Genomic DNA, 23,747 nt, shown 5'->3' on the forward strand with positions numbered 1-23,747 from the left:
GTCACGTTACCATTTGACGCTCGAGGAACACCTCGAAGGCCTCGCGCGGCACGGCCGGCGAGAACAGCCAGCCCTGGAGGTAGTCGCACCCGAAGGCCGCCAGGATGTCGCGCTGGGCCGTGGTCTCGACGCCTTCGGCGATCGCCTCGATGCCGAGCCGGTGCGCGAGGTCGACGATGGCCTCGGTCAGCGCCTTGTCGCTGCCGTCCCCGGTCAGGTGGTTGATGAAGGACTTGTCGATCTTCAGGTAGTCGACGTCGAAGTGCTTGAGGTAGGAAAGGGAGGAGAAGCCGGTGCCGAAGTCGTCGATCGAGACCTTGGCGCCGGCTTCGTGCAGGGCGTGCAGGCAGCGCGTGACCTGTTCGGCGTCGGAGACCAGCACCCCCTCGGTGATCTCGATGGTGATGCTGCCCGGCGGCAGGCCGGCGTTCACGACCCGGGTCAGCCAGGGCAGGCCGGAGCGCTGCTCGAACTGGACCGGCGACACGTTCACGCTCAGCTCGACCAGAAAACCGTAGGCGCGCCGCCAGCGCTCGATGCTGGCGATGCTTTCCGCCAGCACCCACTCGCCGATCTCGTGGATCAGGCCCGCTTCCTCGGCCAGCGGAATGAAGCGCGCCGGGCTGATCATGCCGTGCTCGTGGTGCTGCCAGCGCAGCAGGGTCTCGGCCTTGCGGATGCGGCCGGTCGACGTCTCGACGATCGGCTGGTAGTGCACCTGCAGCTGCTTGCGGGCGAGCGCGGCGCGCAGGTCGTTGGTGAGCGCGAGCTTGTCGCGCGCGTGCTGCTGCAGGGCCGGCGTGAAATACTGGAAGCGTCCGCGCCCGGCGCTTTTCGCGAGATACACGGCCTGTTCGGCGTTGCGCACCAGGTCGGCGGCGTCGGCGCCGTCGTCCGGGAAAACGCTGATGCCGACGCTGGCCGACACATAGGCGAGGTTCCCGGGACCCAGTTCGAGCGGTGCGCCGATCGCGCCGATCACGGCGTCGGCGGTCGTCGCGAGGTGGCGCCGGCCGTCGAATTCGCTGACCACCAGCGCAAACATGTTGCTGCCCAGGCGAGCGATGGTCGCGTCGTCCTGTACGCAGCGCGCCAGGCGCCGCGTCGTCTCGACCAGCGCGCTGTCGCCCACGGCATGGCCATAGCTGTCGTTGATCTCCTTGAAGCGGTCGAGGTCGAGCAGCAGCACGCCCAGGCCCTGGCCCGCTCCCTGTGCCTTCTTCAGGTCCTGCTCGAGGCGGTCGAGGAACAGGCGCCGGTTCGGCAGGCCCGTCAGGGCGTCGAAATTGGTCTGGCGCCAGATCAGCTCATCCTTCTGTTTCTGCTCGCTGATGTCGTGGAACTGCAGCACGTGGCGGTGCACCCGGCCGTCGGGATGGCGGATCACGCGGATGTCGGCGTACTTGGCCGAGAACGAGCCGTCCGGGTTGCGGTCGAGGATCTCGCCCTGCCAGTGGTCTTCCGCCAGCAGCGCCTGCCACAGGCGCTCGTAGAAGCCGGCGTCGTGCATGCGCGATTCGAACAGGCGCGGCGTGCTGCCGAGCACCGCGCCCAATGCGTCGCCGGTCTGGCGCGTGAAGGCCGGGTTGGCGTCGACGATCCGGTTGTCCTCTTCGGTGACGACGATCGCCTCCGGGCTGGTCTGGTAGATCAGGTTGGCCATGCGCATCGATTCCTCGAGCTCGCGGCGCTGGGTCACGTCCTGCACGGTGCCGCGCAGTTTCGCGGGACGGCCGCCCTCGAACACGGCGCTGCAGATCGAGCGTACCCACTTGCGCTTGCCGGCGCCGCTGACCATCTCGAGTTCGATCGTGAACGGCCGGCCGTGTTTCGCGGCGGCGTCGAGCGTGCGCCCGATCAATTCCCGGTCTTCCTCGGCGTAGCATGCCGTGCACAGCGCCGGCGTGATGGGCAGGCCCGGCGGGATCTCGTAGATCCGGGCCAGCTCCTCGGTCCAGTGGAAGGCCTCGGTGGCGAGGTCGATCTCCCAGGCGCCGATCTGGGCCAGCGCGCTCATTTCCTTCAGGAGCCGCTCCTGTTCGCGGATCGTGCGCTCGTGCTCGCGCCGCTCGCTGATGTCGCGCGCCACGCCCAGCACGCCGATGAAGGTGCCGTCGGGCCGGATGACCGGAGTCTTGATCGTCTCGAAGACGAGCTCCCGGCCGCGTCCCGTGGGGGCCGTCTCCTCGAAGGTCATCGGCCCGCCGGCGCGCACGGCCGCGGCGTCGTCGCGCGCGAATTGCTCCGCCGTGGCGGGGTCGAACAGTTCGCTGTCGCGCCTGCCGAGGATCTGCTCGCGCGGCCAGCCGAAGATGCTCGCGGTCGGGGTATTGCAGGCCTGGTAGACGCCTTCGCGGTCCTTCAGCCAGACCAGGTCGGGACTGTTCTCGAGCAGGGTCCGCAACTGGGCCCGTTCGCGTTCCAGTTCGCCCGTGCGCACGCGCACCGCGCGCCGCACCGAGGCCAGCCCCACGACCAGCAGCAGCACCAGGCCGCCGAGCGCCACCAGCACCTGGACCAGGCGCCTGGCGTAGCGCTCCGAGACCAGCGGCCGGCCCATCCATTTGTCGTGCAGGGCCTGGCGTTCGCTCGCGCTGATCTGCGCCATGCCGCGCTCGACCAAGGCAAGGGTGGCCATGTCTCCCTTGCGCACCGCGCGCCGCAGCTGGTCGCGGGTGAGGTCGAAGGCCTTGACATAGGTGCGGTGCAGGCCGAGCCGGTACAGCTGGTAGTCGGCCGAGAATTCGTCCAGGCACAGCAGCTTGACGTCCTGGCGCGCGGCCGCGGCCAGCAGCGCCTCGTAAGTGGGAAACACGTGCAGGGTCTTGATGCCGGCGCGGGCGAGCTGCTCGGCGCAGGCGTCGGCCGCCTGCACCCCGACCTCGAAGCCTTTCAGGCTGCGCATGTCGTGCATGCCGCCGATCGAGGCGTGGGCATAGATACTGGTCGAGACCAGGGCGTAGGAGGGCGAGAAATCGAAGCGCTCGACCCGGGCCGGGGTCAGGAAAATCGGATCGATCACGTCCGCCTTGCCTTCTTCGAGCATCGGCAGCGCCTGCGCCCAGTTGGCCGGGATCAGCTCGACCGGCTGTCCGGTCTTTTTCTGCCACAGTCGCCACAGGTCGACCGTATAGCCTTCCAGCTTGCCTTCGGCATTGCGCCAGGTATAGGGCGGGTAGTTCTGGTCCATCACGACGCGTAGCGGCGCCGCCGCCGCCAGCGCAGGCAGGACAAGACAGGCGAACAGCAGCAAGCGCAGGAGGGCCCCCGGCATCGTTTCTCCCCGAATCGCAGTTGGCGCGACGCGACCCGGTTCGAGACCGGCGTGGCACGCGCCCTGCAAGTGTTTTGGCCACGATACCATGAACCCGCTGTCCGGCAGCGCGCCGGCGGTGCGGAAACGACAACGCCCGGCCAAGGGACCGGGCGTCGATTTACGGCACTGGTGCGGGCTTAACCCGGGCTTAGCCCCTGAGCAGCTCCCCATTCTTCACGCGATGCAGCCCCAGCGGATTCGCATCCTGCAGCGCTTCTGGCAGCAGCCAGGCCGGCAGGTCCTGGTAGCTCACCGGACGCAGGAAGCGGTCGATCGCGCTCGCGCCGACCGAGGTCGAGCGGCTGTCCGAGGTCGCCGGGAAGGGCCCGCCATGCACCATCGCATGCGAGACTTCGACGCCGGTCGGATAGCCGTTGATCAGGATCCGTCCTGCCTTGCGCTCCAGGACCGGCAGCAGCGCCTGCGCCGCTTCCTTGTCCGCCTCGACCAGGAACACGGTCGCGGTCAGCTGGCCGTCCAGGTGCTCGGCCACTTCACGGAACTGCTCCAGGCTGGCGCAACGCACGATCAGCGAGGACGCACCGAAGATCTCGTCTTCCAGGGCCGGATTGGCGAGGAAGTTGGCGGCATCGGTCTCGAACAGCGCGGCCTGGCCGGCGCAGGCGGTGGTGCCGCACTGGCCGCGCGCGACCAGGCTGACGCCCGCTTCCTTGCCCAGCTTCTCGACGCCGCTGTTGAAGGCGGCGTGGATGCCGGGCGTGAGCATGGTGGTTCCGACCTTGCCCTGCAGGGCGGTCGATGCGGCCTCGCGGAAGCGGTCGAGCGCCGCGCCTTCCAGCGCGACCACCAGGCCCGGATTGGTGCAGAACTGGCCCGCGCCGAGCACCAGCGAGTCGATGAAGCCGGTGCCGATCTGCGCCGCTTTCTCGTCCATTGCGCCCGGCAGCAGGAACAGCGGATTAATGCTGCTCATTTCGGCGTACACCGGAATCGGCTCTTCGCGCGCAGCGGCGGTGCGCACCAGCGCCAGGCCGCCCTGGCGCGAGCCGGTGAAACCGACTGCCTTGATGGCCGGGTGCGAGACCAGGGCCTGGCCGATGGTGCGGCCGTCGCCGTGCAGCATCGAGAACACGCCTTCCGGCAGGCCGGCGGCCTTGACTGCCGCCTGCACGGCTTTACCGACCAGTTCCGAAGTGCCTGGATGGGCGCCGTGGGCTTTCACGACCACCGGGCAACCGGCTGCCAGCGCCGAGGCGGTATCGCCGCCAGCGACCGAGAAGGCCAGCGGGAAGTTACTGGCGCCGAAGACCGCGACCGGGCCCAGGCCGATCTTGCGCAGGCGCAGGTCGGGGCGGGGCGGGGTGCGTTCCGGCAGGGCCGAATCGAGGGCGGTGGCGAGGAAGTGGCCGTCGCGCACGACCTTCGCGAACAGGCGCAGCTGGCCAACGGTGCGGCCACGTTCGCCTTCCAGGCGGGCTTGCGGCAGGCCGGATTCCTGCATCGCGCGCTCGATCAGCTGCGGGCCGAGGTCGAGGATGTTCTGGGCGGCAAGCTCGAGGAAGGCGGCGCGCGCCTCCAGGCTGGTGTTGCGGTAGGTGTCGAAAGCCTCGCCGGCCAGTTCGCAGGCGCGTTCGACGTCGTCGACGGTGCCGCTGCTGAAAGACGGCTCGAATTGTTCGCCGGTGGCCGGATTGACGGCGCGGAAAGCGGCGGCGCTGCCCTTGACGGCGCTGGCGCCGATCAGCAGGTCGCCGTTGATGGTGATGGTCAAGATGGTTCTCCTTTTCGGATACAAGAAGGCGCGCCGGGGCTCGTTCCAGCCGGGGCGCGCCGCGAATCAGTTCAGTTCAGGTCAGCTCAGTTCGAAGCTCACTGTGGGCCGAGCTTGGCCATCAGGGCGGCCAGCTGCTCGGTTTCCTCGCCGGTCAGGTCGGTCAGCGGTGCGCGCACGGGACCTGCCGAGTGGCCGGCAATCGCCGCGCCGGCCTTGACGATCGACACCGCGTAGCCGGCCTTTTTGGCGCGGATGTCCAGGTAAGGCAGGAAGAAGTCATCGATCAGGCGGCCCTGGGTGGCGAAATCGTCGGTGCGTACGGCTTCGTAGAACTCGATCGCGGTCTTCGGAATGAAGTTGAACACGGCCGACGAGTAGACCGGCACGCCCAGCGCCTTGTAGGCCGCGGCATACACTTCCGCGGTCGGCAGGCCGCCCAGGTAAGTAAAGCGGTCGCCCAGCTTGCGGCGGATGGTGACCATCGATTCGATCTCGCCGATACCGTCCTTGAAGCCGATCAGGTTCGGGCAACGGTCGGCCAGCTTCAGCAGCGAGGCGGCGTTCAGCTTGCAGCGGTCGCGGTTGTAGACGACGACGCCGAACTTCACCGAATTACAGACGGCGGCGACGTGCTCGACCAGGCCGTCCTGGCTCGCTTCGGTCAGGTAGTGCGGCATCAGGAGAATGCCGTGGGCGCCCAGGCGCTCGGCTTCCTGTGCGTAGCGGATCGCCATGCGGGTCGGGCCGCCGGCGCCGGCCAGGATCGGCACCTTGCCGCGGCAGGTCTCGACGGCGACCTTCACGACCTGCGTGTAGTCTTCCGGGGTCAGCGAGAAGAACTCGCCGGTGCCGCCCGCGACGAACAGGGCGGTCGCGCCGTACGGGGCCAGCCACTCCAGACGCTGGGCATAGGTGTCCGGCTTGAAATCGCCATTGGCGTCGAAGTCCGTGATCGGGAAGGACAGCAGGCCGGAAGAGAGGATTTGTTTGACGTCTTGTGGAGTGAACATGCTTGTGTCTTTCAGTTCGGGTTGAAAGGATGGGGCTGTCTCGTGCCTCACCAGTTATCAGTCATCGTACAACTTAAAATAAGGGATTGCAAGCGGCCTGACCAATTTATTTGAATGGACCGTAGGGTGGGCTCTCGAGCCCACGCGGTACCACGGTTGCGTGTCGAAATGACGATTCGACGCGCGAACGCGGCGGAGCATGGGCACAAGTGCCCATCCTACGAGGACAAAGTCGAGTTATGCACCTTCCCACCCACCGTCACATTCGTCAGCTTCAGATTGCGCACGTTGTAGAGATAAAACGGCTGCGCACTATTCACCGGCGTCCCGAAATCGCAATCCGTGATCGTCACGTCACGGATCGACAGGATCTCCGCCCCCTGCGGCCCGTTGTAGTCGTAGGCCACCGGCCCCAGCAGCAGCAGCGCCTGGAAGCACGAGAAGGCCCCATCCTTCGTCTTCACATTCCCGACCTTCACCCCCGAAATGTGCACGTGCTCGACCACCGGCGGCCGGATGCGCACGTTGTCCGCCGTCGGCGCGTAGTCGCAATCGATCGTCACCACGGCCCCGGCCGAGGAGCCGACGGCATTCTTCGGGATCGGCGAACCGGGCAGGGGGTTGTAGTACTGCGGCTTCAGGTTGACGCCGTTCGGGATCGTCACGTTGCGCACGTAGAAGTGGCGCAGGAAACCGCCGCGGTTCATGTTGGTCTTCATGCGGATCGCGGTATTGAGCGGGTCGGTGGCCCAGTGCGTGTTGCGGAACTCGATGTCCTGCGCATACACGTGCTGGATCCCGCCCGACATCTCGCTGCCCAGGGTCACGCCGCCGTGGCCGCTGTTCATGATGCAGTTCTGGATCACGACGTTCTGGGTCGGCCCGAATTGCGTGTCCAGGTTCTTGCCGGCCTTGATGGCGATGCAGTCGTCGCCGCTGTTGAAGGTGCAGCCATCGACCAGCACCGTATCGCAGGCCTCCGGATCGAAGCCGTCGCTGTTCGGACCCATGCTGTCCATGTGGACGCCGCGGATTTCCAGCTTGCTGCAGTTGACCGGATGGTGCTGCCAGAACGGCGACTGGTTCACCTGGTAGCCCTGCAGCAGCACGTCCGTGCAGCCGATGAATTCGATCATGCAGGGACGCAGGTAGTGGCCGCGCCCGAAGACCCGCTTCGCCGCCGGCACGCCCGCTTCCGACAGCGTCGGCAGGTAGGCTTCGTCGGTGCGCCACTTGTCGTCCTTGCCTTCCATGAGCGCGACCTGGTCCGGGCTCAGGCCTGGCGCCACTGCGGTCACCGATGCCGGGTTCAGGGGATTGACGGCGTTCTGCGCCTGGTTCTGGTTCGGCCCCGCCTTGCGCTTGCCCTTCCAGTCCCACCAGGTGTCGCCGCGCATCGGGCCATCCTGGCGCGGCACGCCGCCCTGGCCGTCGAGGATGCTGGTCCAGTCCTCGCCGGTGAGGGCGATGTTGGTCTGGCCGTAGGCGTAGACCAGCGGCGAATAATTCAGGCAGTCGTTGCTCTGCCAGCGCGAGATCACCAGCTTGCCGTTGGCGCCGCAGTCATAGTCGCCGTACTTCGCGAAGTCGTCGGGGTCGGTGCTGAAGTAGACGTGGGCGCCTTTCGCCAGGTGGACGTTGACCTTCGATTTCAGGACGATCGGACCCTTGACCAGCCAGTTCCCGGCCGGGATCAGGACCCGCCCGCCGCCGGCCGTGCTGCAGGCCGCGATGGCCGCTGCGATCGCCGCGTAGCAGTCAGGCGCGCCCGGCACCGGCGTGCTGACCTTGCCGGACTCGTGGTGGGCGACGAAGCCCGTCACCTCGGTTGTCTTGCACGGCGCCGCGCCGTAGGCGGTGATCACGAAATCCTGCTTGCGGAAGACCAGCGGCTTTTTAAAACTGTCGACGATGCTCCGGGCGCGCGCCCAGGCATCACCCGCGGCCGGCGCTGCGCCGCGCCCGGCGCCGGCCGTCGTGCAGCCCCCCACCGTCAGCCCGGCGGCGGACACGGTGGCGGCGCGCAGCAGCGCGCGCCGTTGCGGGTTGATGTGCTTCGAATTCATCCTGTCTCCAATTGCGTATTGCTGTGTGTCGGGCCGGCCGGCGCGACCGGCCCGTGTAAGGCTGAAACCTGAAGCTCAGAACGTGTAGGTCACGCGCAGGTTGTACGAGCGCCCGATCGGATTGGCCGCGCTGCTCAGGTAACCATAGGTGTAGCCGCTGTGGTTCGTGATCGGCGGACGTTCGTCCGTCAGGTTCGTCACGCCGGCGGTGATGCCCACGTGCGGGATGCCGTTGTAGCTGGCCGTCAGGTTCCACACGCGGTACGGTTCGATGCGGCGATGGTACTGGGCGGCCACCAGGTTCTGGTCCTCATACGAGGAATTGTAATTCTGGGTCAGCTGGGCACCCATGTTCCGGTGGTTCCAGGCGAACTTCAGCGTGTGCTTCCAGCGATAGGTGATGATCGGGAAGCTGCTGGTGGTGCCGTTGCTGGCCAGGCCGAAGCGGCCGACGTTCGACTCGAAGGCGCTGTCGCGCTCGAGCTGGTTGTCGAACTGGGTCAGCCAGGTGCCGTCGAGCTCCGTTTTGAAGCTGCCGTATGCAGTCTTCGGGAAGCTGTAGCTGGCCGAGACGTCGATGCCGGCCGCCTTCTGCCCGCCCAGGTTCATCGTGATGTTCTTCACGTAGTTCAGGCTGCCGTCCGGATTGCGCACGAACAGGTCGGCGTACTTGGTCGGGTTCATGAAGATCGCCTGTTCCGGCAGGTTGGCCAGCATGTCGGTCATGCGGATGTTCCAGTAGTCGAGCGAGAGGGTCGCATTCCTGACCGGCTCCATCACCACGCCCAGGGTCCAGCCCTTCGATTTTTCCGGCTGCAGTTCGGGGTTGCTGCCGACCTGTTTCGGCAGCTGGGCATTACACACTTCCGAGGCGACGCGTCCTGGCGCCGCCGTGCCGGAACCGGCCACGCCGGGTTTGCCGCCCGGGCACAGCAACGGATCGTCCCAACGTCCATTGGTGGTGGCGTTGGCGCCCGCGGTACGGTAGCCGTAGCGGTCGAACAGGGTCGGCGCGCGGAAGCCGGTATTCGCCGAACCGCGGAACATCAGGCTCTTGGTCGGCTCGTAGCGGAAGCTGGCTTTCGGATTGAAGGTATTGCCGAAGTCCGAGAAATAGTCGTCGCGGGCGGCGAGGTTGAAGGTCAGCGTTTTGGTAACCGGGATGTCGAGTTCGGCGTACAGCGCCGAGACGTTGCGCGCGCCCTGGCCCTTGGCGGCGGCCGCATTGGCATAGGTGACGCTGTTGACGATCGGGAGTTTTTCGTCTTCGGTGGTGTCGCGGTGCAGGTCGACGCCGACCGCGAGGGCCAGCGAGCCGCCGCCGAGTTCCATCAGGCTGCGGCTGAGCGACGCGTCGACGCCGGCGAAGGTGCTCGTCGAATCGCGGTTCTGCCGGCCGTCGACAGAGATGCTCTCGAGGTAGGCCAGGCCGGCCGCGTCCTGCAGGCCGAAGGGATTGAGCGAGCCGTTGGCCAGGCCCGCATTCAGGCCGGCACCGGTGACATAGCCTTCCTTGTAGTAGTTCTTGCGGGTGCTGAGGCCGTAGACCAGGCCCGCCTTGTAGTCCCAGTTACCGACCCGGCCTTCGTCGCTCACCGCGAGGCGCTGGTTGACCTGCTTGTCCTTGGTGGCAGCCAGGCCGAGGTCGGCCACGCTCCAGGTGACGAACAGCGGCTGGCCGCTCAGGCCCGGCATGGCGGGAACGCCGCCGGCGCCGCCCGGATACCATTTGCTCGACGAGGGCAGGGTCGCGGCGGCGCCGTTCACGGCCACGCTCTGGGTCGGATTGCGGGTGGCGACGATGTATTCCTGGCCGCGCATGTAATCGATGGTCAGTTTATGGTCGTCGCTGAACTGGCGCGTAGCACGTGCATAGAAGGTGATCTGCTCGTTGGCATACAGCGCCATACCGTATTCCTGGTTGTTCAGGATACAGGTGTTCTTGCCGCCCTGGATCGAGTAGGGCGCCAGGCAGCCGCTCGCGTAATACGGGTTGGCCGCGGTCTTGTTGGTGGCGGTGGTGTAGTTGGCCGGCGCGGCGTAGCCGCCGCTGCCGAGTGTCGGCGCGCGGCCGATGCTGGCGAGGATCTCGGGCGTGGACAGCTCGGCGCGGTCGCGCGCGTTCAGGGCGCTGCGGCGATGCGCATCGACCGTGGCATACACGTTCCAGCCGTCGACGGCGAGGCTGCCTTTGCCGGCGGTGAGGGTGATGCGCTGTTCGTCGCCGCCGCCGTGCTTCTCGGGCTGGATGTATTGGGCCGTGACCTGCGCGCCTTCGAAGGTGGACCTGGTTATGAAGTTGACCACGCCGCCGATGGCGTCCGAGCCGTAGATCGAGGAGGCGCCGTCGCGCAGGATCTCGACCCGGGCGATCGCGCTCATCGGGATCACGTCGAGGTTGGCGTAGCCGTCGGCGATCGCCTCGTTGGCCAGGCGCCGGCCGTTGAGCAGGACCAGGGTGCGGTTCACGCCCAGGCCGCGCAGGTTGATGTTGGTGCCGGAGCCGGCGTTCGAGGGCGCCAGCGAGGACGATTGCGGCAGCGCCATCATGAGGTCGGCGAGGGTGGTCATGCCGCGCGCCGTGAGTTCCTGGGCGCTGACGGTGGTGACGGGGAGTGCCGCTTCGGCGGCCAGGCGTTTGATGCTGGAGCCGGTGACTTCGACCCGCTGCATCGGGCCTTCCTGGGCCCAGGCGGGGTTGGTCAGGGCCAGGACGGCCAGGGAAATCGCGGACAAGGCGAGGTTGCGGGCGGACTTGCGGGCGTGGTTCATGAAGCTGTCTCCTGAGATGATTATTGTTTTACTGTTTAAGAAGAGCCGGGCGCGAGCCGCGGCGCTGTCTGGACACCTCGCGTGTCCGGTGCCGGCGCGGCGAGGGCAGATGCCGGGGCCGCGCATGGTCAGTACTTCGGATAAGGCTGTGCTTCCAAACTCGTTCCGCTATCCGCGGGAAAAGGTCCGTGTCACCCGCTCCAGGTGGGCCCGCATCGCAGTCCGTGCGCTGGCCGGGTCGTGGGCGGCAATCGCCGAGAAGATGCGTCGGTGGTCGAGCAGGGTCTCCTGGCGCAGCTCTTCGGTCTGGAAGTGTTCCTTCAGCCGGTGCCACAGGCGCCCGCGCTGCTCCCACAGGTAATCGAAGGTGCCGACCAGGGCGCTGTTGCCGCTGGCGCGCGCGATCGAGAGGTGGAATTCGCGGTCGGCCAGCTCGTTGCTGGCGTAGATGTCGTGGTTGCGCTCCATCGCCTCGACGGCGCGCAGGATGGCGTCGATGGCGCCGTCGGTGGCGACGCGCGCGGCCATGGCGCAGACTTCGGGTTCGATCAGGCGCCGCGCGGCGAGCACTTCGAAGGGGCCGGGCCCGGCTTCGACTGGCTGGACCGGTTGAGGCTCGCAGACATACACGCCGGAGCCGCCGCGCACCTCGATACGCCCGCCGAGCTCCAGCGCGATCAGCGCTTCGCGCAGGGAAGCACGGCTGACGCCCAGGCGGGTGGCCAGTTCGCGCTCGGGCGGCAGGCGGGTGCCGGCCGCGATGTTTTCGCTGCGGACCAGGGCGTCGATGCGGTCGGCGACGACGCGGTAGAGGCGTGTCTCGACGGCCCCGGTCTCCTGTCCTGCATGCTGTCCAGTCGGTACTCTTCTTAGCATCGCTGTCCGATCGTGTTTTGGTCCGGCCATTCTAAATTGGTTTGACCAATTACGCAATGCGGACTAGCCAGATCGTTTTTTTGCTGTCATACTCGTTTCAAAAGAGGGGTGTGGCGGCCCATGTGCGCCACACCGCAACAATCACTTGGGCAGGTTTACTTATGCAAAGCATCCAAATCGTGCGCGCCGGGCAGGACAGCGGCAGCAGCAATCATGTGGGCGACACGCCGCGCTACATCCGCATGCACGCCAACGACAACGTGGCCATCGTCGTCAACGACGGGGGCCTGAAGCCGGGCGCCGTGTTCGCCGACGGCCTGGCGCTGCTGGAAGCCGTGCCGCAGGGGCACAAGGTGGCGCTGGCCGCCATCGGCGCCGGTGAGCCGGTGGTGCGCTACAACGTCACCATCGGCTTCGCCGCGCGCGACATCGCGGCCGGCTGCTGGATCTCGGAAGCGAACCTGCGCATGCCCGAGGCGCTCGAACTGAGCGGCCTGCCGATCGCCACCCGTGCCGCGCCGGTGCTGGAACCGCTCGAGGGCTTCACCTTCGAGGGCTACCGCAATGCCGACGGCTCGGTCGGTACGCGCAACATCCTGGCGATTACCACCACCGTGCAATGCGTCTCCGGCGTGGTCGACTTTGCGGTCAAGCGCATCAAGGACGAACTGCTGCCGCTGTATCCGAACGTCGACGACGTGGTCGGCCTCGAGCACTCGTATGGCTGCGGCGTGGCGATCGAGGCGCCGAACGCCGACGTGCCGATCCGCACCCTGCGCAACATCAGCCAGAACCCGAACTTCGGCGGCCAGGCCATGGTCGTCAGCCTCGGCTGCGAAAAGCTGCAGCCGGCGCGCCTGTTCCCGAAGGGGACGATCCCGATCCTGAACGGCCGCGAGCCGGCCACGGTCTGCCTGCAGGACGCCGGCCACGTCGGCTTCATGTCGATGATCGATTCGATCGTGCGCACGGCCGACGAGCAGCTGAAAGTCCTGAACGCGCGCCGCCGTGAAACCTGCCCGGCATCCGACCTCGTGGTCGGCGTGCAGTGCGGCGGCAGCGACGCCTTTTCCGGCGTGACGGCCAATCCGGCAGTCGGCTACGCCACCGACCTGCTGGTGCGCGCCGGCGCCAGCGTCATGTTCTCGGAAGTGACGGAAGTACGCGACGGCATCGACCAGCTCACCGCCCGCGCATCGAATCCGGAAGTGGCGGCCGCCATGATCCGCGAAATGGAGTGGTACGACGCCTACCTCAAAAGGGGCGGGGTCGACCGCAGCGCCAACACCACGCCCGGCAACAAGGCGGGCGGGCTGTCGAACATCGTCGAAAAGGCCATGGGGTCGATCGTGAAATCGGGATCGTCCGCGATCACGGGCGTGCTGTCGCCGGGCGAGAAGCTGAAGCAAAAAGGCCTGATCTATGCGGCCACGCCGGCGAGCGATTTCGTTTGCGGCACGCTGCAACTGGCGGCCGGCATGAACATCCACGTCTTCACCACCGGCCGCGGCACGCCTTATGGCCTGGCGGCGGTCCCGGTCATCAAGGTTGCGACCCGCGACGACCTGGCGCGCCGCTGGCACGACCTGATGGACGTGAATGCGGGCCGCATCGCCAGCGGCGAAGCGACGATCGAAGACGTGGGCTGGGAGCTGTTCCGCCTGATGCTCGACGTCGCCAGCGGCCGCAAGACCTGGGCCGAGCACTGGAAGCTGCACAATGCGCTGACGCTGTTCAATCCGGCGCCGGTGACCTGAGTTGCCTTGCCCGGCCGTTTGCGAATGGCCGGGCGATCCTTTGTTGTAACTTGTTTGTATATGCCTTACGCGCTGACGGGCGACACCGCAGAAGTGTCCCCGGCAGCCTGGCTCCATAACCATAACGACGAGACATCATGCGAACCGAGACCCGCACCGACACCCTCATGCAGCCGGCCGGAGCCGCCCAGGCCGATTCGGCTAGCGCCGCCGGCAGGATCGGCACCTACCGCTGGACCATCTGCGCACTCCTGTTCTTCGCCACCACGGTCAACTACCTCGACCGCCAGGTGCTGTCCCTGCTGGCGCCGGAACTGACGAAGGAGTTCGGCTGGTCGAACACCGACTATGCCAACATCACCGCCGCCTTCCAGTTCGTGTACGCGATCTCGATGCTGTTTGCCGGGCGCGTGGTCGACCGCCTCGGCACCAAGGCCGCCTTTGGACTGGCGATCGTGGTCTGGTCGATCGGCGCCATCATGCATGCCGGCGCGATCGGCCTGGGCACGAGCGCCAATTCGCTGCTGGCCAGCGTCGGCATCGCCGCGCTGCCGGTCTCGGTGATCGGCTTCATGCTGGCGCGCGCCGTGCTGGCGCTGGGAGAATCCGGCAACTTCCCGGCCGCGATCAAGGCCACCGCCGAATACTTCCCGAAGAAGGACCGCGCCTTCGCGACCGGCATCTTCAACTCCGGCGCCAACGTCGGCGCCGTGCTGGCGCCGATCAGCGTGCCCTTCATCGCCGCCCACTGGGGCTGGCAGTCGGCCTTCGTCATCATCGGCGCCATCGGCTTCATCTGGCTCGGCCTGTGGACCCTGTTCTACGAAAAGCCGGCCGCGCAAAGGCGCATGGGCGCCGCCGAACTGGCCTATATCACGGCCGACGACGCGCCCGCCGCCGTCGACGGCACGGCGACCGGCCGCGCGCTGAGCTGGTGGGAACTGCTCGGCTACCGCCAGACCTGGGCTTTCGCCTTCGGCAAATTCATGACCGACGGCGTCTGGTGGTTCTTCCTGTTCTGGCTGCCGAAATACCTGACCGCCCAGTACGGCATCTCCGGCACCGCGATCCAGGTGCCGCTCGCCATCCTCTACAGCATGACCATGATCGGCAGTATCGGCGGCGGCTGGTTTCCTACTTACTTCATCAACAAGGGCGCCTCGCCCTACGACGGCCGCATGAAGGCCATGCTCGTGATCGCGCTGTTCCCGCTGGCGGTGCTGCTGGCCCAACCCCTGGGCTACATCAGCTTCTGGGTTCCGGTGCTGCTGGTCGGCGTCGGCGCCGCCGCGCACCAGGCCTGGTCGGCCAACCTGTTCACCACGGTCTCGGACATGTTCCCGAAGCGCTCGGTCGGCTCGGTGGTCGGCATCGGCGGCCTGGCGGGCGGCATCGGCGGCGTGCTGGTCACGAAAGTGGGCGGCTGGCTGTTCGACTACTACGGCACGCTGGGCCACATCACGACCGGCTACACCATCATGTTCTCGTTCTGCGCGGTGGCTTACCTGATCGCCTGGGGCGTGATGAAGACGCTGGTGCCGCGCCATACCGAAATCCGCGAGCCGCAGGAGTGAGCATGGGACTGGCGATCGAACGCGTCGGCACGACGCGCAGCCTGGTGGGCGAATGCCCGGTGTGGAACAGCCTCGATGGCGCCTGGTACTGGGTCGACATCCCGGCCAGGACCATCTGGCGGCTCGACGGCGCCGGCCGCCTGCGCAGCTGGGTATGTAATGAAATGGTGGCCTGCATTGCGCCTGCGCGCGACGGCAGCATCCTGGCCGGGATGGAAACGGGGATCTTCCGCTTGACGCTTCAGGATGACGGCAGTGTCGGGGCGACGCGGCTGGCCGCGCCGCAGGGGCTGGAGGAGGGCATGCGTTTCAATGATGGACGCTGCGACCGCCAGGGACGATTCTGGAGCGGCACCATGTTCATGGATATGGCGGCCGAACGCGCCATCGGCGCGCTGTATCGCTACTGCGCGGCAGGCGGCCTGTCGGAGCCCGTGGTGTCAAGCCTGCTGACCCAGAACGGCCTGGCCTTCTCGCCGGACGGGCGCACCATGTACCTGTCCGACTCGCACCCGGCCAGCCAGCAGGTCTGGGCCTTCGACTACGACACCGATGCGGGCCTGCCGTCGAACCGGCGCAGCTTCGTGGACATGCGCGCGCACCCCGGCCGCCCCGACGGCGCCGCGGTGGACGCCGACGGCTGCTACTGGACTTGCGGGAACGACGCGGGCCTGCTCCTGCGCTTTACGCCGGACGGGCGCCTCGACCGCACGATCGCGCTGCCGATGGCGAAACCATCGATGTGCAGCTTCGGCGGCCCCGGGCTCGACACCTTGCTGGTGACCTCGATCGGCGCCGGCCAGGATCCGCACGACCCCTGGGCCGGCGCCACGATCATGCTGCGGCCCGGCGTGCAGGGTCTGGCAGAAACACCGTTCGGCGGCTAAGTCCGCAGGGGCGCCGGCGCCTCCTCAGGCGCCGCTGCGCTCCGCGTCGAGCGCGCCCTTCACCAGGTCGGCCAGCGCAGCCTTCGGGCGCACCAGGCCGCGCAGTCCTTCCACCGTGCCGAGCCGGTCGCGCACCGCCTCGTCCTGGCTCGCCTTGAGCTTGCCTTCGAAGCGTTCGACGGTGATCTCGATACCGACGATGGCGCGCAGCAGCCTGTCGATGTAGTCCGGCGGAGCGTCGGCGACGCGCCAGGGCGCCGGCTGCGCCGCTTCATGCGCGTTCGTCAGGCGGTCCAGCATGTCCATCAGCCAGGCCGGATCGTCGATCGCGCGCGCGACGCCGTGCGCGTGGACGACCGCATAGTCCCAGGTCGGCACCACCTTGCCGTGTTCCGCCTTGCCCGGGTACCAGTTCGGGGTGATGTAGCTTTGCGGACCCTGGAAGATCACGAGCGATGAAGCCTGCCCGTCCAGCATCCGCCACACGGGATTGGCGCGGGCAACGTGACCCACCAGCGTGCCGTGCGGACCCCGGCTGCGGTCGAGCAGGAAGGGCAGGTGGTTGGCGACCAGCCCATCCTTCCCCGCGACCACCCAGGCGCCCAGCGCGTGCTCGTCGATCAGCGAGAACATCGTGTCGACGTCGGTGAGCTGGTGGTCCTGCCTGATATACATGTGAACTCCTCTCGATTGCTTCAAAAAGCGTGCCGCACCAGCATGGCGCAGAGCACGAACATGGTCAAGCCGATCAGCGCGTCGAGCACCTGCCAGGCGCGCGGCCGGGCGAACAGGGGGGCGAGGCGGCGCGAGCCGAAACCGAGCAGCGTGAACCAGGCGATGCTGGCGCTGCTGGCGCCGAGCACGAACCAGCCACGCAGGGCGGCCGGCTGCCGGGCGCCGATGCTGCCGACCAGTAGCACCGTATCGAGGTAGACGTGCGGGTTCAGCAGGGTAAACGCGGCCGCTTGGGCCAGGACGGCGGTGCGCCCCAGCTGTTGGCCCCCTCCCGCTGCCTCGAGCCGGCCGGGGCGGCGCGCGCGTCCGAGTGCACGGTAGCCGTAGACCGCCAGGAACAGGGCGCCGGCGATGGCCAGGGCCCGCGCCAGGAGCGGGCTTTGTCCCAGCGCCTGTCCCATGCCCATGACGCCGGCGCTGATCAGGACCGCGTCGGCCAGCGCGCAGAACAGGACGACGCTGCCGACGTGCTCGCGGCGCAGGCCCTGGCGCAGCACGAAGGCGTTCTGGGCGCCGATGGCGACGATCAGGCCGAGGCCGAGCAGCAGGCCTTGCAGGAAGATGGGAAAGGCAGCAGGGTTCATGCAGCGATCTTGTCAGCCGGCGTGGATGAAGGCAAACTATCTTTCCTTCACACGCTTAAGCGGAACTTACGCCATGCTCGATTACGCCGCCCTCTCGGCCCTTGCCGCGGTCGTGCGCGAGGGCAGCTTCGAACGGGCGGCGCGCGCGCTGCACGTGACGCCCTCGGCCATCTCGCAGCGCATCCGCCAGCTCGAGGAGCGCGTCGGTTGCGCCCTCGTCGTGCGCGACCAGCCCTGCAGGCCGACCGAGACCGGGCGCCGCCTGTGCCAGCACGTCGACCGGGTGCGCCTGCTCGAGCAGGACCTGCAGGGCGCGCTGCCCGGACTCGATTTGCCCGGCCCGGCGCGCGTGGCACTTCCGGTCGCCGTCAACGCCGACAGCCTGGCGACCTGGCTGGCCCCGGCACTCGCCGCCTTCGCCGCGGCCAGTCCGGTGCTGATGGAAGTGGCGGTGGACGACCAGGACCACACCGCCGAATGGCTGCGCAGCGGCGCGGTGGTGGCCGCGGTCACCGGCCTGGCGCGCCCCGCCGCCGGCTGCAACAGCCGTCCGCTCGGGTCGATGCGCTACCTGGCCGCCGCCAGCCCCGCCTTCGTGGCACGCCATTTCGCCGATGGCGTCGGCGCGGGCAGCCTGGCGCAGGCGCCCAGCCTCGTGTTCAACACCAAGGACGAGCTGCAGGCGCGCTGGGCGCGGCGCCTCTGCCACCGTCACGTCGAGCTGCCGCGCCACACGCTGCCCTCGACCGAGGCGTTTGTCGCGGCCGGGCTGGCCGGCATGGGATGGGGCATGCATCCACAGGCGCTGATCGCCCCGCATCTGGCGGAGGGCACACTGGTCGAACTGGTGCCGGATGCGCCGCTCGATGTACCCTTGTACTGGCAGCACGCGCGCGCGGCCTCGACACTGCTCGATGCCTTGAGCGGCGCGATCATGGCGGCGGCAGGTGAAGCATTGCTGGCCCCGTGAGGCGCGGCGGCCGTGGAGGAGTCAGGGGATGTTGAAGACGATACGGGAATTGCTGCAGCCGCCGCCGGGCATGGCCTTCGATTTCAGCCTGCCGCCGGGCGAGCCGGCCCTGGCGCCGCAGGATGGCGTGGCCTGGCGCGTGTTCGCCAATCCGGTCTCGCTGTTCGTCGGCGGGGTGGCGGCGGTGCTGCTCGAGCTGGCCGAGCCCTCGGTACGCTCGGGCGTCTGGAGCCAGGGCGGCTTCCAGCGCGATCCCGGCATGCGCCTGCGCCGCACCGGATTCGCCGCCATGATGACCGTGTACGGCCCGCGCTCGGCGGCGGAAAAACTGATCGCGCAGGTGGTGCGGATGCACGGCCACGTCCAGGGCACGACGCCGGACGGGATCCCGTATCACGCCAACGATCCGCGCCTGCTCGACTGGGTGCAGGCGACCGCCGTGTTCGGGTTCAGCGAGGCCTATCACCGCTACGTGCGGCCGCTGTCGGCGTTCGACAAGGATCTCGCCTTCGTGGAAAGCCAGGCCTCCGCCCGCCTGTATGGCGCGACCGGCCTGCCGCGCTCCTGGGCCGCGTGGGAAGCGCTGCTGGCCGCGACCGCGCCGGGACTGGAAGGCTCAGGCATCCTCGCCGACTTCCTGAACACGATGTCGGAAGCGCCGCTCGTGCCCGCGCCGATGCGGCCGCTGCAGCGGCTGCTGGTGCGCGCCGCCGTCGAGATCAGCCCCGAACCGGTGCGCTCGCTGCCGCAGCTGCGCGGACGCGGTTTGCGCCTCGGCGAGGCTGCCGCCGTGCGTGCGCTGGCGCGCGGGGCGGCGCTGCTGCCGCTGGGCGATACGCCGCCGCGGCAGGCCGCCCGGCGCCTCGCAGCGGCAACGAAATGATCGCGCGCGTCCTCAGCGCGCGCCCAGGCTCACCCTGATCGGACTCTTCGCGCGCGCCGCGGCCTGCGCCACATGGGCCGCCCAGGACTCCTGCGACACGATCAGTCCCGCCCGGTCCCAGGCCGCGCCCGCGTAATAACGCAGCGGCTTGCCCGACTCCACCTTCGCCAGCACCAGGTGGTTCAGTGCGTCCTCGGCGAAGCCGGTGGCACCGGGCAGCACGATGGCGATGCCGATGGACCCATTGCTCTTCTGCCGGACCCACTGCAGCAGCGACGGATCGGCTTCGCTGCGCACGACGGCGATTTGCGGATCCTGCTTCTTGTCCGATGGTGTCTTGTTGAGGCCGATGCCCACGGTCAGCTGCTGTGGACCGGCGAAAGTAAAGGTGCTGTCGATCTGGTCGAGCTGGTGGCCGGCGTCGACCGTGAAGCGCTTCACCTCCGATACCTGCGTGCCGCCGGCATCCCAGGCGTCGTAGCTCAGTTCGAACACGGCGCGCACCGGGCCGTTGGCCAGCACTTTCCAGGACCGGTAATTCGTGCTGGTGAAGAGGGCGCCGCCGTCCCAGACGCCGCTGCCGCCGGCACCGCGCGACTTGCCGACGTTGTACATGTCCATGCCTTCGCCCTCGTCCTTGTGGTAGTGGTCGTGGCCCTTGTTGTACCAGCGGTCGATGATCGGATAATCGACGCGCTTGAACCACAGGTCCAGGCCACTGGTCACCAGCACTTCCTTGCCGCTGCCGGGCGGCGCGGGTGCGGCCAGCGCCGGGCCGTAGGTGCGGTGGCCGATGCGATCGTTTTCCCAGGCGAAGTCGTCGAGCCGTTCCTGCACGTAGCGTCCCCAGGCCTTGTTCGGGAAGACCGGAATCAGGGTGTCGGTTTTCTCGACCGTAAACGTCGCGCTCTTTTCGCCGGCCGCGAAGTCGTGCTGGAAAATCAGTTCGCCGTAGGCCGCACCCACGTTCTTCGGATCCTTCGCCAGCGGCGCCACATTCGTCACCTGGTGCGGCAGCACGCGCCCCTGCGCATCCTTCACCACCAGGCGCTGGATCAGGGCGCCCGGCAGGACGCGGTTCACTTCCGTCCACGGGACCGTGATCGTCTCCGAGGGCCGCGCCAGCGCCAGGTCATGGCTGACGGTCACGGTGAGGGCGTCGGCGGCGCAGGCGAAGCCCGGGACGAGGGCGGGGACGAACATGGCCGCCAGCGAAATGCGTTGCAGGGTCGATTGCATCAGGAGTCTCCAGTGGATCAGTGATGTTCGCGGTAGCTGGTCTGGCCGCCGTCCTTCGGCACGAAGTGGTAAGTACGCACCCGGTGCTCGATGGCGAAGGAGGGGTTCTGCACCAGGCGGATGATTTCGGCGCCGGCCAGCAGCGTTGGGCCGTAGCCGTGCAGGGCCGCGGTGCTGGTCGGACGGTGGTAGTAATAGACCTGGTCGCTGGCGAAGGTGGTGCCGACGCAGGTGCCTTCGACCTGGCCCTTGTCGTTGATCTTCGTGGATACGCCCGCCCAGCCGGCCAGGGCGATCGAACCGTAGGTGGTCGGGCTGATCCAGCCCTCGTTCACGGCGTGCGCGAAGACATAGGTGAAGATGGCGCTGGCCGACGTCTCGAGATAGGAGTCGTTCCGGTCCAGCATCTGATGCCACAGTCCGCTGCCCGACTGCAGCTGGGCGATGCCCTTCAGGGTCCGGCGCAGCTGCTCCAGCACCTTCGGATAGCCGGGATGGTCTTTCGGCAGCACGTCGAGCAGGTCGGACATGGTCAGCACTGCCCAGCCGTTCGCGCGGCCCCAGTAGAACTGCGGAGCGTCCGGGTTGTTGGCGTTCCAGCCGTGCGTATAGATGTTCAGCTGCGGGTTGAACATGTAGCCCGACATCTGCAGCACGTTCTTCACCGCGTCGTCGAAGTAGCTGCGCTGGCCCGTCATGCGGCCCAGTTCCGCCAGCGCCGGCACGCCCATGTACATGTCGTCGGCCCAGAGCGACACGGCTTGCGGACGCTGGCGCGCCAGGGTGCCGTCGGGCAGGCGGAACTGTTGTTTGGCGACCCAGTTGCCGCAGACGGCGATCTGTTGCGAGAGGTCGGGACCGATGCCGGCGGCGCGCGCCCGCATCATCGCCGCGCACATCGCGCCGGCGTCGTCGAGCGAGCGCGGATCGAGGAAGCGCGAGAAGCTGTTCGCGCGCTCCAGCCTGAAGCGTTCTTCCTGGGCGCGGAAATAGGGCAGCTTGTCGGCGATGAAGCCGAGGTGGCGCGCGGTCATCTCGGTAAAGCGCCTGTCGCCGGTGACCTGGGCGGCTTTCAGCATGCCGGCGTGGACCACGCCCATTTCGTAGACCTGCAGGCCGAAGTCGGCGTCGCCCTCGGCCAACACCGCGTCCTTTACCGGGGTCCTGAAATCGGTGACCGGCGCGCCGGTCGACTTGCGCACGACGCGCGTCGGCGTCTGCGCTTCCATGTAGCCGCGGATGCGGTGCAGGGCGGCGGTGATCTCGGCGGGGACCGGTTTCCTGTACGGGACCGGATAGGTGCCTTCGCCGGGATCGTTCGCGCTCTTGTTGTCGGGGTTGCGGTAGGGGCCTTCGGCGGCAGCGGTGCCGAGGACGGCGAGGCTGACGAGGGCGGCAAGCAGCTTGGCGGGCAGGGTCATAGCGTCTCTTGATGTGTTTTTTTGGTCAGGCCATTCTAATGTGGTCCGACCGCATTAGCAAGGCGGACTAGCCGGTTACGGATTGTTCATGGCATACTGGCGGCAGAGACAAGTTTTCGAACCCCAACAGGAAGAACCGGCAATGAACAACACCGTAGCGACGCAGCCAACCAAGCCAATCAAGCCTTTCAAGCGAATTCTGCTCACCGGTGCCGCAGGCGGCCTCGGGCGCGTCCTGCGCGAGCGCATCAAGCCCTGGGCCGAGGTCGTGCGCCTGTCCGACCTGGCCGAGATGGGCGAAGCCGGTCCCGGCGAGGAAGTCGTGCGCTGCGACCTGGCCGACAAGGCGGCCGTGCTGGCCCTGATGGAAGGCGTGGACGCCGTGCTGCATTTCGGCGGGATCTCGACCGAGGCCCCGTTCGAAGACATCATGCAGGCCAACATCCTGGGTGTCGCCAATCTCTACGAGGCGGCCCAGAAGCACGGCGTGCAGCGCATCGTCTTCGCCAGCTCGAACCACGCGGTCGGTTACTACAAGACCACCGACATGCTCGACGCCAGCATGCCGGCGCGTGCCGACAGCATGTACGGCATCAGCAAGTGCTTCGGCGAGACCATGTCGCGCTACTACTACGACCGCTTCGGCCTGGAGACGGTCTGCATCCGCATCGGTTCGAGCTTCCCGGAGCCGGCCAACAAACGCATGATGTCGACCTATTTCAGCTACGACGACCTGACCGAGATGCTGCGCTGCTCGCTGTTCGCCCCGCGCGTCGGCCACACCATCGTGTTTGGCATGTCGGACAACGACAGCGTCTGGTGGGACAACCGCTACGCGCGCCACCTCGGCTACAAGGCCAGGGACAGCTCGGCGCAGTTCGCGCACAAGTTCCCCGACACCGCCGCGTTCCCGGAGAAGGACGACGTCACCACGATCTACCAGGGTGGCAAATTCCTGCTCGACGGGCCGATGTTCAAATAAGGCCCATCATGGAGGCGATCTCGTTGCGCTGCGGCGCTCTCCACGCCGAAGTGCTGCCCGCCGCCGGCGGCGGCCTGGGCCGCCTCGACTGGCAACGCGGCGGCGCGACCCATGCGCTGCTGCGCCCCTGGATACGCACCGATGATGCGCCGCCGACCACGTCACAACTGGCATGCTTTCCGCTCGTGCCCTGGTCGAACCGGATCGACCCTGAGGGCTTCGTGTTCGAAGGCCGGCGCATCGCCCTGGCGCCGAACCGGCCGGGCGAACCCTGTCCGATCCACGGCGACGGCTGGCAGCATCCGTGGAGCGTGGCGGCGCGCTCGGCCACCGGCGTCAGCCTGCTGCTGGACCGGCGCGGCGGCGCGCGTGATGCGTCGCCTTTTGCGTCGCCTTTTTCATCGCCGTTTTCGTATGTTGCGCACCTGCGCTACGCGCTCACCGACTGCGCCCTGCAGGTCACGCTCGATGTCACCAACACCGGCCCCGCGCGCCTGCCTTTCGGCCTCGGCCTGCATCCCTGGCTCGAGCGGCGCGAGGGCGTGACCCTGCGTGCACGCGCGCGCGGCACCTGGACGCGCGATCCCCGCGGCCTGCCGGCGGACGAGATCGACCTGCCGCCAGAATGGGACTTTGCTGCCGGCCGGCCGCTGCCGCCGGCCCCGGTCGACCACGCCTTCTGCGGCTGGGACGGCAGGGCCGAGGTGCACTGGCCGGACACCGGTGTGTCGCTCGCGATCGAGGCCGACATGGACTACTACATCCTGTACGCGCCGGCCGGCCGCGACTTCTTCTGTTTCGAACCGGTCGACCATGCGGTCAACGCCCACAACCTGCCGCGCGGCGCGGCGCGCAACGGCCTGACGACACTCGCGCCCGGCCAGACCCTGAGCCGGCGCGTGGTCTTCCGCGTACGCGGCGAATCCTGAATCGAGGTGTG

The 23,747-nt window shown here is 67.7% G+C and carries 17 protein-coding genes; 7 read left to right on the top strand and 10 right to left on the bottom strand.

The window, feature by feature from the left end:
• Position 1 precedes the first annotated feature (1 nt).
• The 6 genes from ACI48I_RS15580 to ACI48I_RS15605 all read right to left on the bottom strand — a co-directional run bounded on the left by ACI48I_RS15580 (position 2) and on the right by ACI48I_RS15605 (position 11,775).
• The gene (locus tag ACI48I_RS15580; RefSeq protein ID WP_498574699.1) at positions 2–3,274 is read right to left on the bottom strand and encodes an EAL domain-containing protein; all 3,273 of its coding nucleotides are present in this window, start codon (positions 3,272–3,274) and stop codon (positions 2–4) included.
• A 190-nt stretch (positions 3,275–3,464) separates the two neighbouring features.
• Positions 3,465–5,042, bottom strand: a complete 1,578-nt coding sequence (locus ACI48I_RS15585; protein WP_498575034.1) for an aldehyde dehydrogenase (NADP(+)) — start codon at positions 5,040–5,042, stop codon at positions 3,465–3,467.
• A 104-nt stretch (positions 5,043–5,146) separates the two neighbouring features.
• Positions 5,147–6,061, bottom strand: a complete 915-nt coding sequence (gene kdgD / locus ACI48I_RS15590) for a 5-dehydro-4-deoxyglucarate dehydratase (RefSeq protein WP_193685658.1) — start codon at positions 6,059–6,061, stop codon at positions 5,147–5,149.
• 218 nt (positions 6,062–6,279) lie between these two features.
• Positions 6,280–8,127 carry a glycoside hydrolase family 28 protein gene (locus tag ACI48I_RS15595; protein WP_498574700.1) on the bottom strand — a complete coding sequence of 616 codons (1,848 nt, stop codon included), beginning with the start codon at positions 8,125–8,127 and terminating at the stop codon, positions 6,280–6,282.
• A 75-nt stretch (positions 8,128–8,202) separates the two neighbouring features.
• A complete protein-coding gene (locus tag ACI48I_RS15600; RefSeq protein ID WP_193685660.1) occupies positions 8,203–10,899 on the bottom strand; it encodes a TonB-dependent receptor in 2,697 nt (898 codons plus the stop codon).
• A gap of 168 nt (positions 10,900–11,067) precedes the next feature.
• The gene (locus ACI48I_RS15605) at positions 11,068–11,775 is read right to left on the bottom strand and encodes a FadR/GntR family transcriptional regulator (protein ID WP_498574701.1); all 708 of its coding nucleotides are present in this window, start codon (positions 11,773–11,775) and stop codon (positions 11,068–11,070) included.
• Between the two features lie 242 nt (positions 11,776–12,017).
• On the opposite strand from ACI48I_RS15605, the gene garD reads away from it, so the two are divergent.
• From garD to ACI48I_RS15620, 3 genes are all read left to right on the top strand, one after another.
• A complete protein-coding gene (gene garD / locus ACI48I_RS15610; RefSeq protein ID WP_227496762.1) occupies positions 12,018–13,532 on the top strand; it encodes a galactarate dehydratase in 1,515 nt (504 codons plus the stop codon).
• Positions 13,533–13,669: 137 nt separating this feature from the next.
• Complete coding sequence (locus ACI48I_RS15615) at positions 13,670–15,106, top strand: MFS transporter (RefSeq protein ID WP_498574702.1); 1,437 nt, start codon at positions 13,670–13,672, stop codon at positions 15,104–15,106.
• Positions 15,107–15,108: 2 nt separating this feature from the next.
• Positions 15,109–15,993 (top strand): SMP-30/gluconolactonase/LRE family protein, encoded by an 885-nt coding sequence (locus ACI48I_RS15620; RefSeq protein ID WP_498574703.1) that lies wholly within the window; start codon positions 15,109–15,111, stop codon positions 15,991–15,993.
• A gap of 24 nt (positions 15,994–16,017) precedes the next feature.
• Here ACI48I_RS15620 and ACI48I_RS15625 read toward each other — a convergent pair whose 3' ends face one another.
• Positions 16,018–16,668: an FMN-binding negative transcriptional regulator gene (locus ACI48I_RS15625; RefSeq protein ID WP_193685664.1), complete on the bottom strand. Its 651-nt coding sequence runs from the start codon at positions 16,666–16,668 to the stop codon at positions 16,018–16,020.
• 20 nt (positions 16,669–16,688) lie between these two features.
• Positions 16,689–17,312 carry a LysE/ArgO family amino acid transporter gene (locus tag ACI48I_RS15630; protein WP_193685665.1) on the bottom strand — a complete coding sequence of 208 codons (624 nt, stop codon included), beginning with the start codon at positions 17,310–17,312 and terminating at the stop codon, positions 16,689–16,691.
• A gap of 73 nt (positions 17,313–17,385) precedes the next feature.
• On the opposite strand from ACI48I_RS15630, the gene ACI48I_RS15635 reads away from it, so the two are divergent.
• Both ACI48I_RS15635 and ACI48I_RS15640 read left to right on the top strand, forming a co-directional pair.
• Positions 17,386–18,282: a LysR family transcriptional regulator ArgP gene (locus ACI48I_RS15635; RefSeq protein ID WP_193685666.1), complete on the top strand. Its 897-nt coding sequence runs from the start codon at positions 17,386–17,388 to the stop codon at positions 18,280–18,282.
• 28 nt (positions 18,283–18,310) lie between these two features.
• Positions 18,311–19,165, top strand: coding sequence for an oxygenase MpaB family protein (locus tag ACI48I_RS15640; protein WP_193685667.1), 855 nt, complete (start codon positions 18,311–18,313; stop codon positions 19,163–19,165).
• Positions 19,166–19,177: 12 nt separating this feature from the next.
• Here ACI48I_RS15640 and ACI48I_RS15645 read toward each other — a convergent pair whose 3' ends face one another.
• Entirely contained in the window at positions 19,178–20,404 is a 1,227-nt protein-coding gene (locus ACI48I_RS15645) for a DUF4861 family protein (protein WP_498574704.1), read from the bottom strand.
• 17 nt (positions 20,405–20,421) lie between these two features.
• Positions 20,422–21,825: a glycoside hydrolase family 88/105 protein gene (locus ACI48I_RS15650; protein ID WP_498574705.1), complete on the bottom strand. Its 1,404-nt coding sequence runs from the start codon at positions 21,823–21,825 to the stop codon at positions 20,422–20,424.
• A 142-nt stretch (positions 21,826–21,967) separates the two neighbouring features.
• Here ACI48I_RS15650 and ACI48I_RS15655 point away from each other — a divergent pair, with 142 nt between their 5' ends.
• Positions 21,968–22,807: an NAD-dependent epimerase/dehydratase family protein gene (locus ACI48I_RS15655; protein WP_193685670.1), complete on the top strand. Its 840-nt coding sequence runs from the start codon at positions 21,968–21,970 to the stop codon at positions 22,805–22,807.
• 8 nt (positions 22,808–22,815) lie between these two features.
• Positions 22,816–23,736 (top strand): aldose 1-epimerase, encoded by a 921-nt coding sequence (locus tag ACI48I_RS15660; protein WP_498574706.1) that lies wholly within the window; start codon positions 22,816–22,818, stop codon positions 23,734–23,736.
• Positions 23,737–23,747 lie beyond the last annotated feature (11 nt).

The organism is Massilia sp. LXY-5 (assembly GCF_059801075.1).

Bases quoted from the DNA above. Each gene is read 5' to 3' on its own strand.
- ACI48I_RS15635 (WP_193685666.1), top strand. From the start codon at position 17,386: ATGCTCGATTACGCCGCCCTCTCGGCCCTTGCCGCGGTCGTGCGCGAG.
- ACI48I_RS15620 (WP_498574703.1), top strand. From the start codon at position 15,109: ATGGGACTGGCGATCGAACGCGTCGGCACGACGCGCAGCCTGGTGGGC.
- ACI48I_RS15650 (WP_498574705.1), bottom strand. From the start codon at position 21,825: ATGACCCTGCCCGCCAAGCTGCTTGCCGCCCTCGTCAGCCTCGCCGTC.
- ACI48I_RS15640 (WP_193685667.1), top strand. From the start codon at position 18,311: ATGTTGAAGACGATACGGGAATTGCTGCAGCCGCCGCCGGGCATGGCC.
- ACI48I_RS15615 (WP_498574702.1), top strand. From the start codon at position 13,670: ATGCGAACCGAGACCCGCACCGACACCCTCATGCAGCCGGCCGGAGCC.
- ACI48I_RS15660 (WP_498574706.1), top strand. From the start codon at position 22,816: ATGGAGGCGATCTCGTTGCGCTGCGGCGCTCTCCACGCCGAAGTGCTG.
- ACI48I_RS15595 (WP_498574700.1), bottom strand. From the start codon at position 8,127: ATGAATTCGAAGCACATCAACCCGCAACGGCGCGCGCTGCTGCGCGCC.
- kdgD (WP_193685658.1), bottom strand. From the start codon at position 6,061: ATGTTCACTCCACAAGACGTCAAACAAATCCTCTCTTCCGGCCTGCTG.
- ACI48I_RS15600 (WP_193685660.1), bottom strand. From the start codon at position 10,899: ATGAACCACGCCCGCAAGTCCGCCCGCAACCTCGCCTTGTCCGCGATT.
- ACI48I_RS15630 (WP_193685665.1), bottom strand. From the start codon at position 17,312: ATGAACCCTGCTGCCTTTCCCATCTTCCTGCAAGGCCTGCTGCTCGGC.
- ACI48I_RS15625 (WP_193685664.1), bottom strand. From the start codon at position 16,668: ATGTATATCAGGCAGGACCACCAGCTCACCGACGTCGACACGATGTTC.
- garD (WP_227496762.1), top strand. From the start codon at position 12,018: ATGCACGCCAACGACAACGTGGCCATCGTCGTCAACGACGGGGGCCTG.
- ACI48I_RS15605 (WP_498574701.1), bottom strand. From the start codon at position 11,775: ATGCTAAGAAGAGTACCGACTGGACAGCATGCAGGACAGGAGACCGGG.
- ACI48I_RS15655 (WP_193685670.1), top strand. From the start codon at position 21,968: ATGAACAACACCGTAGCGACGCAGCCAACCAAGCCAATCAAGCCTTTC.
- ACI48I_RS15645 (WP_498574704.1), bottom strand. From the start codon at position 20,404: ATGCAATCGACCCTGCAACGCATTTCGCTGGCGGCCATGTTCGTCCCC.
- ACI48I_RS15580 (WP_498574699.1), bottom strand. From the start codon at position 3,274: ATGCCGGGGGCCCTCCTGCGCTTGCTGCTGTTCGCCTGTCTTGTCCTG.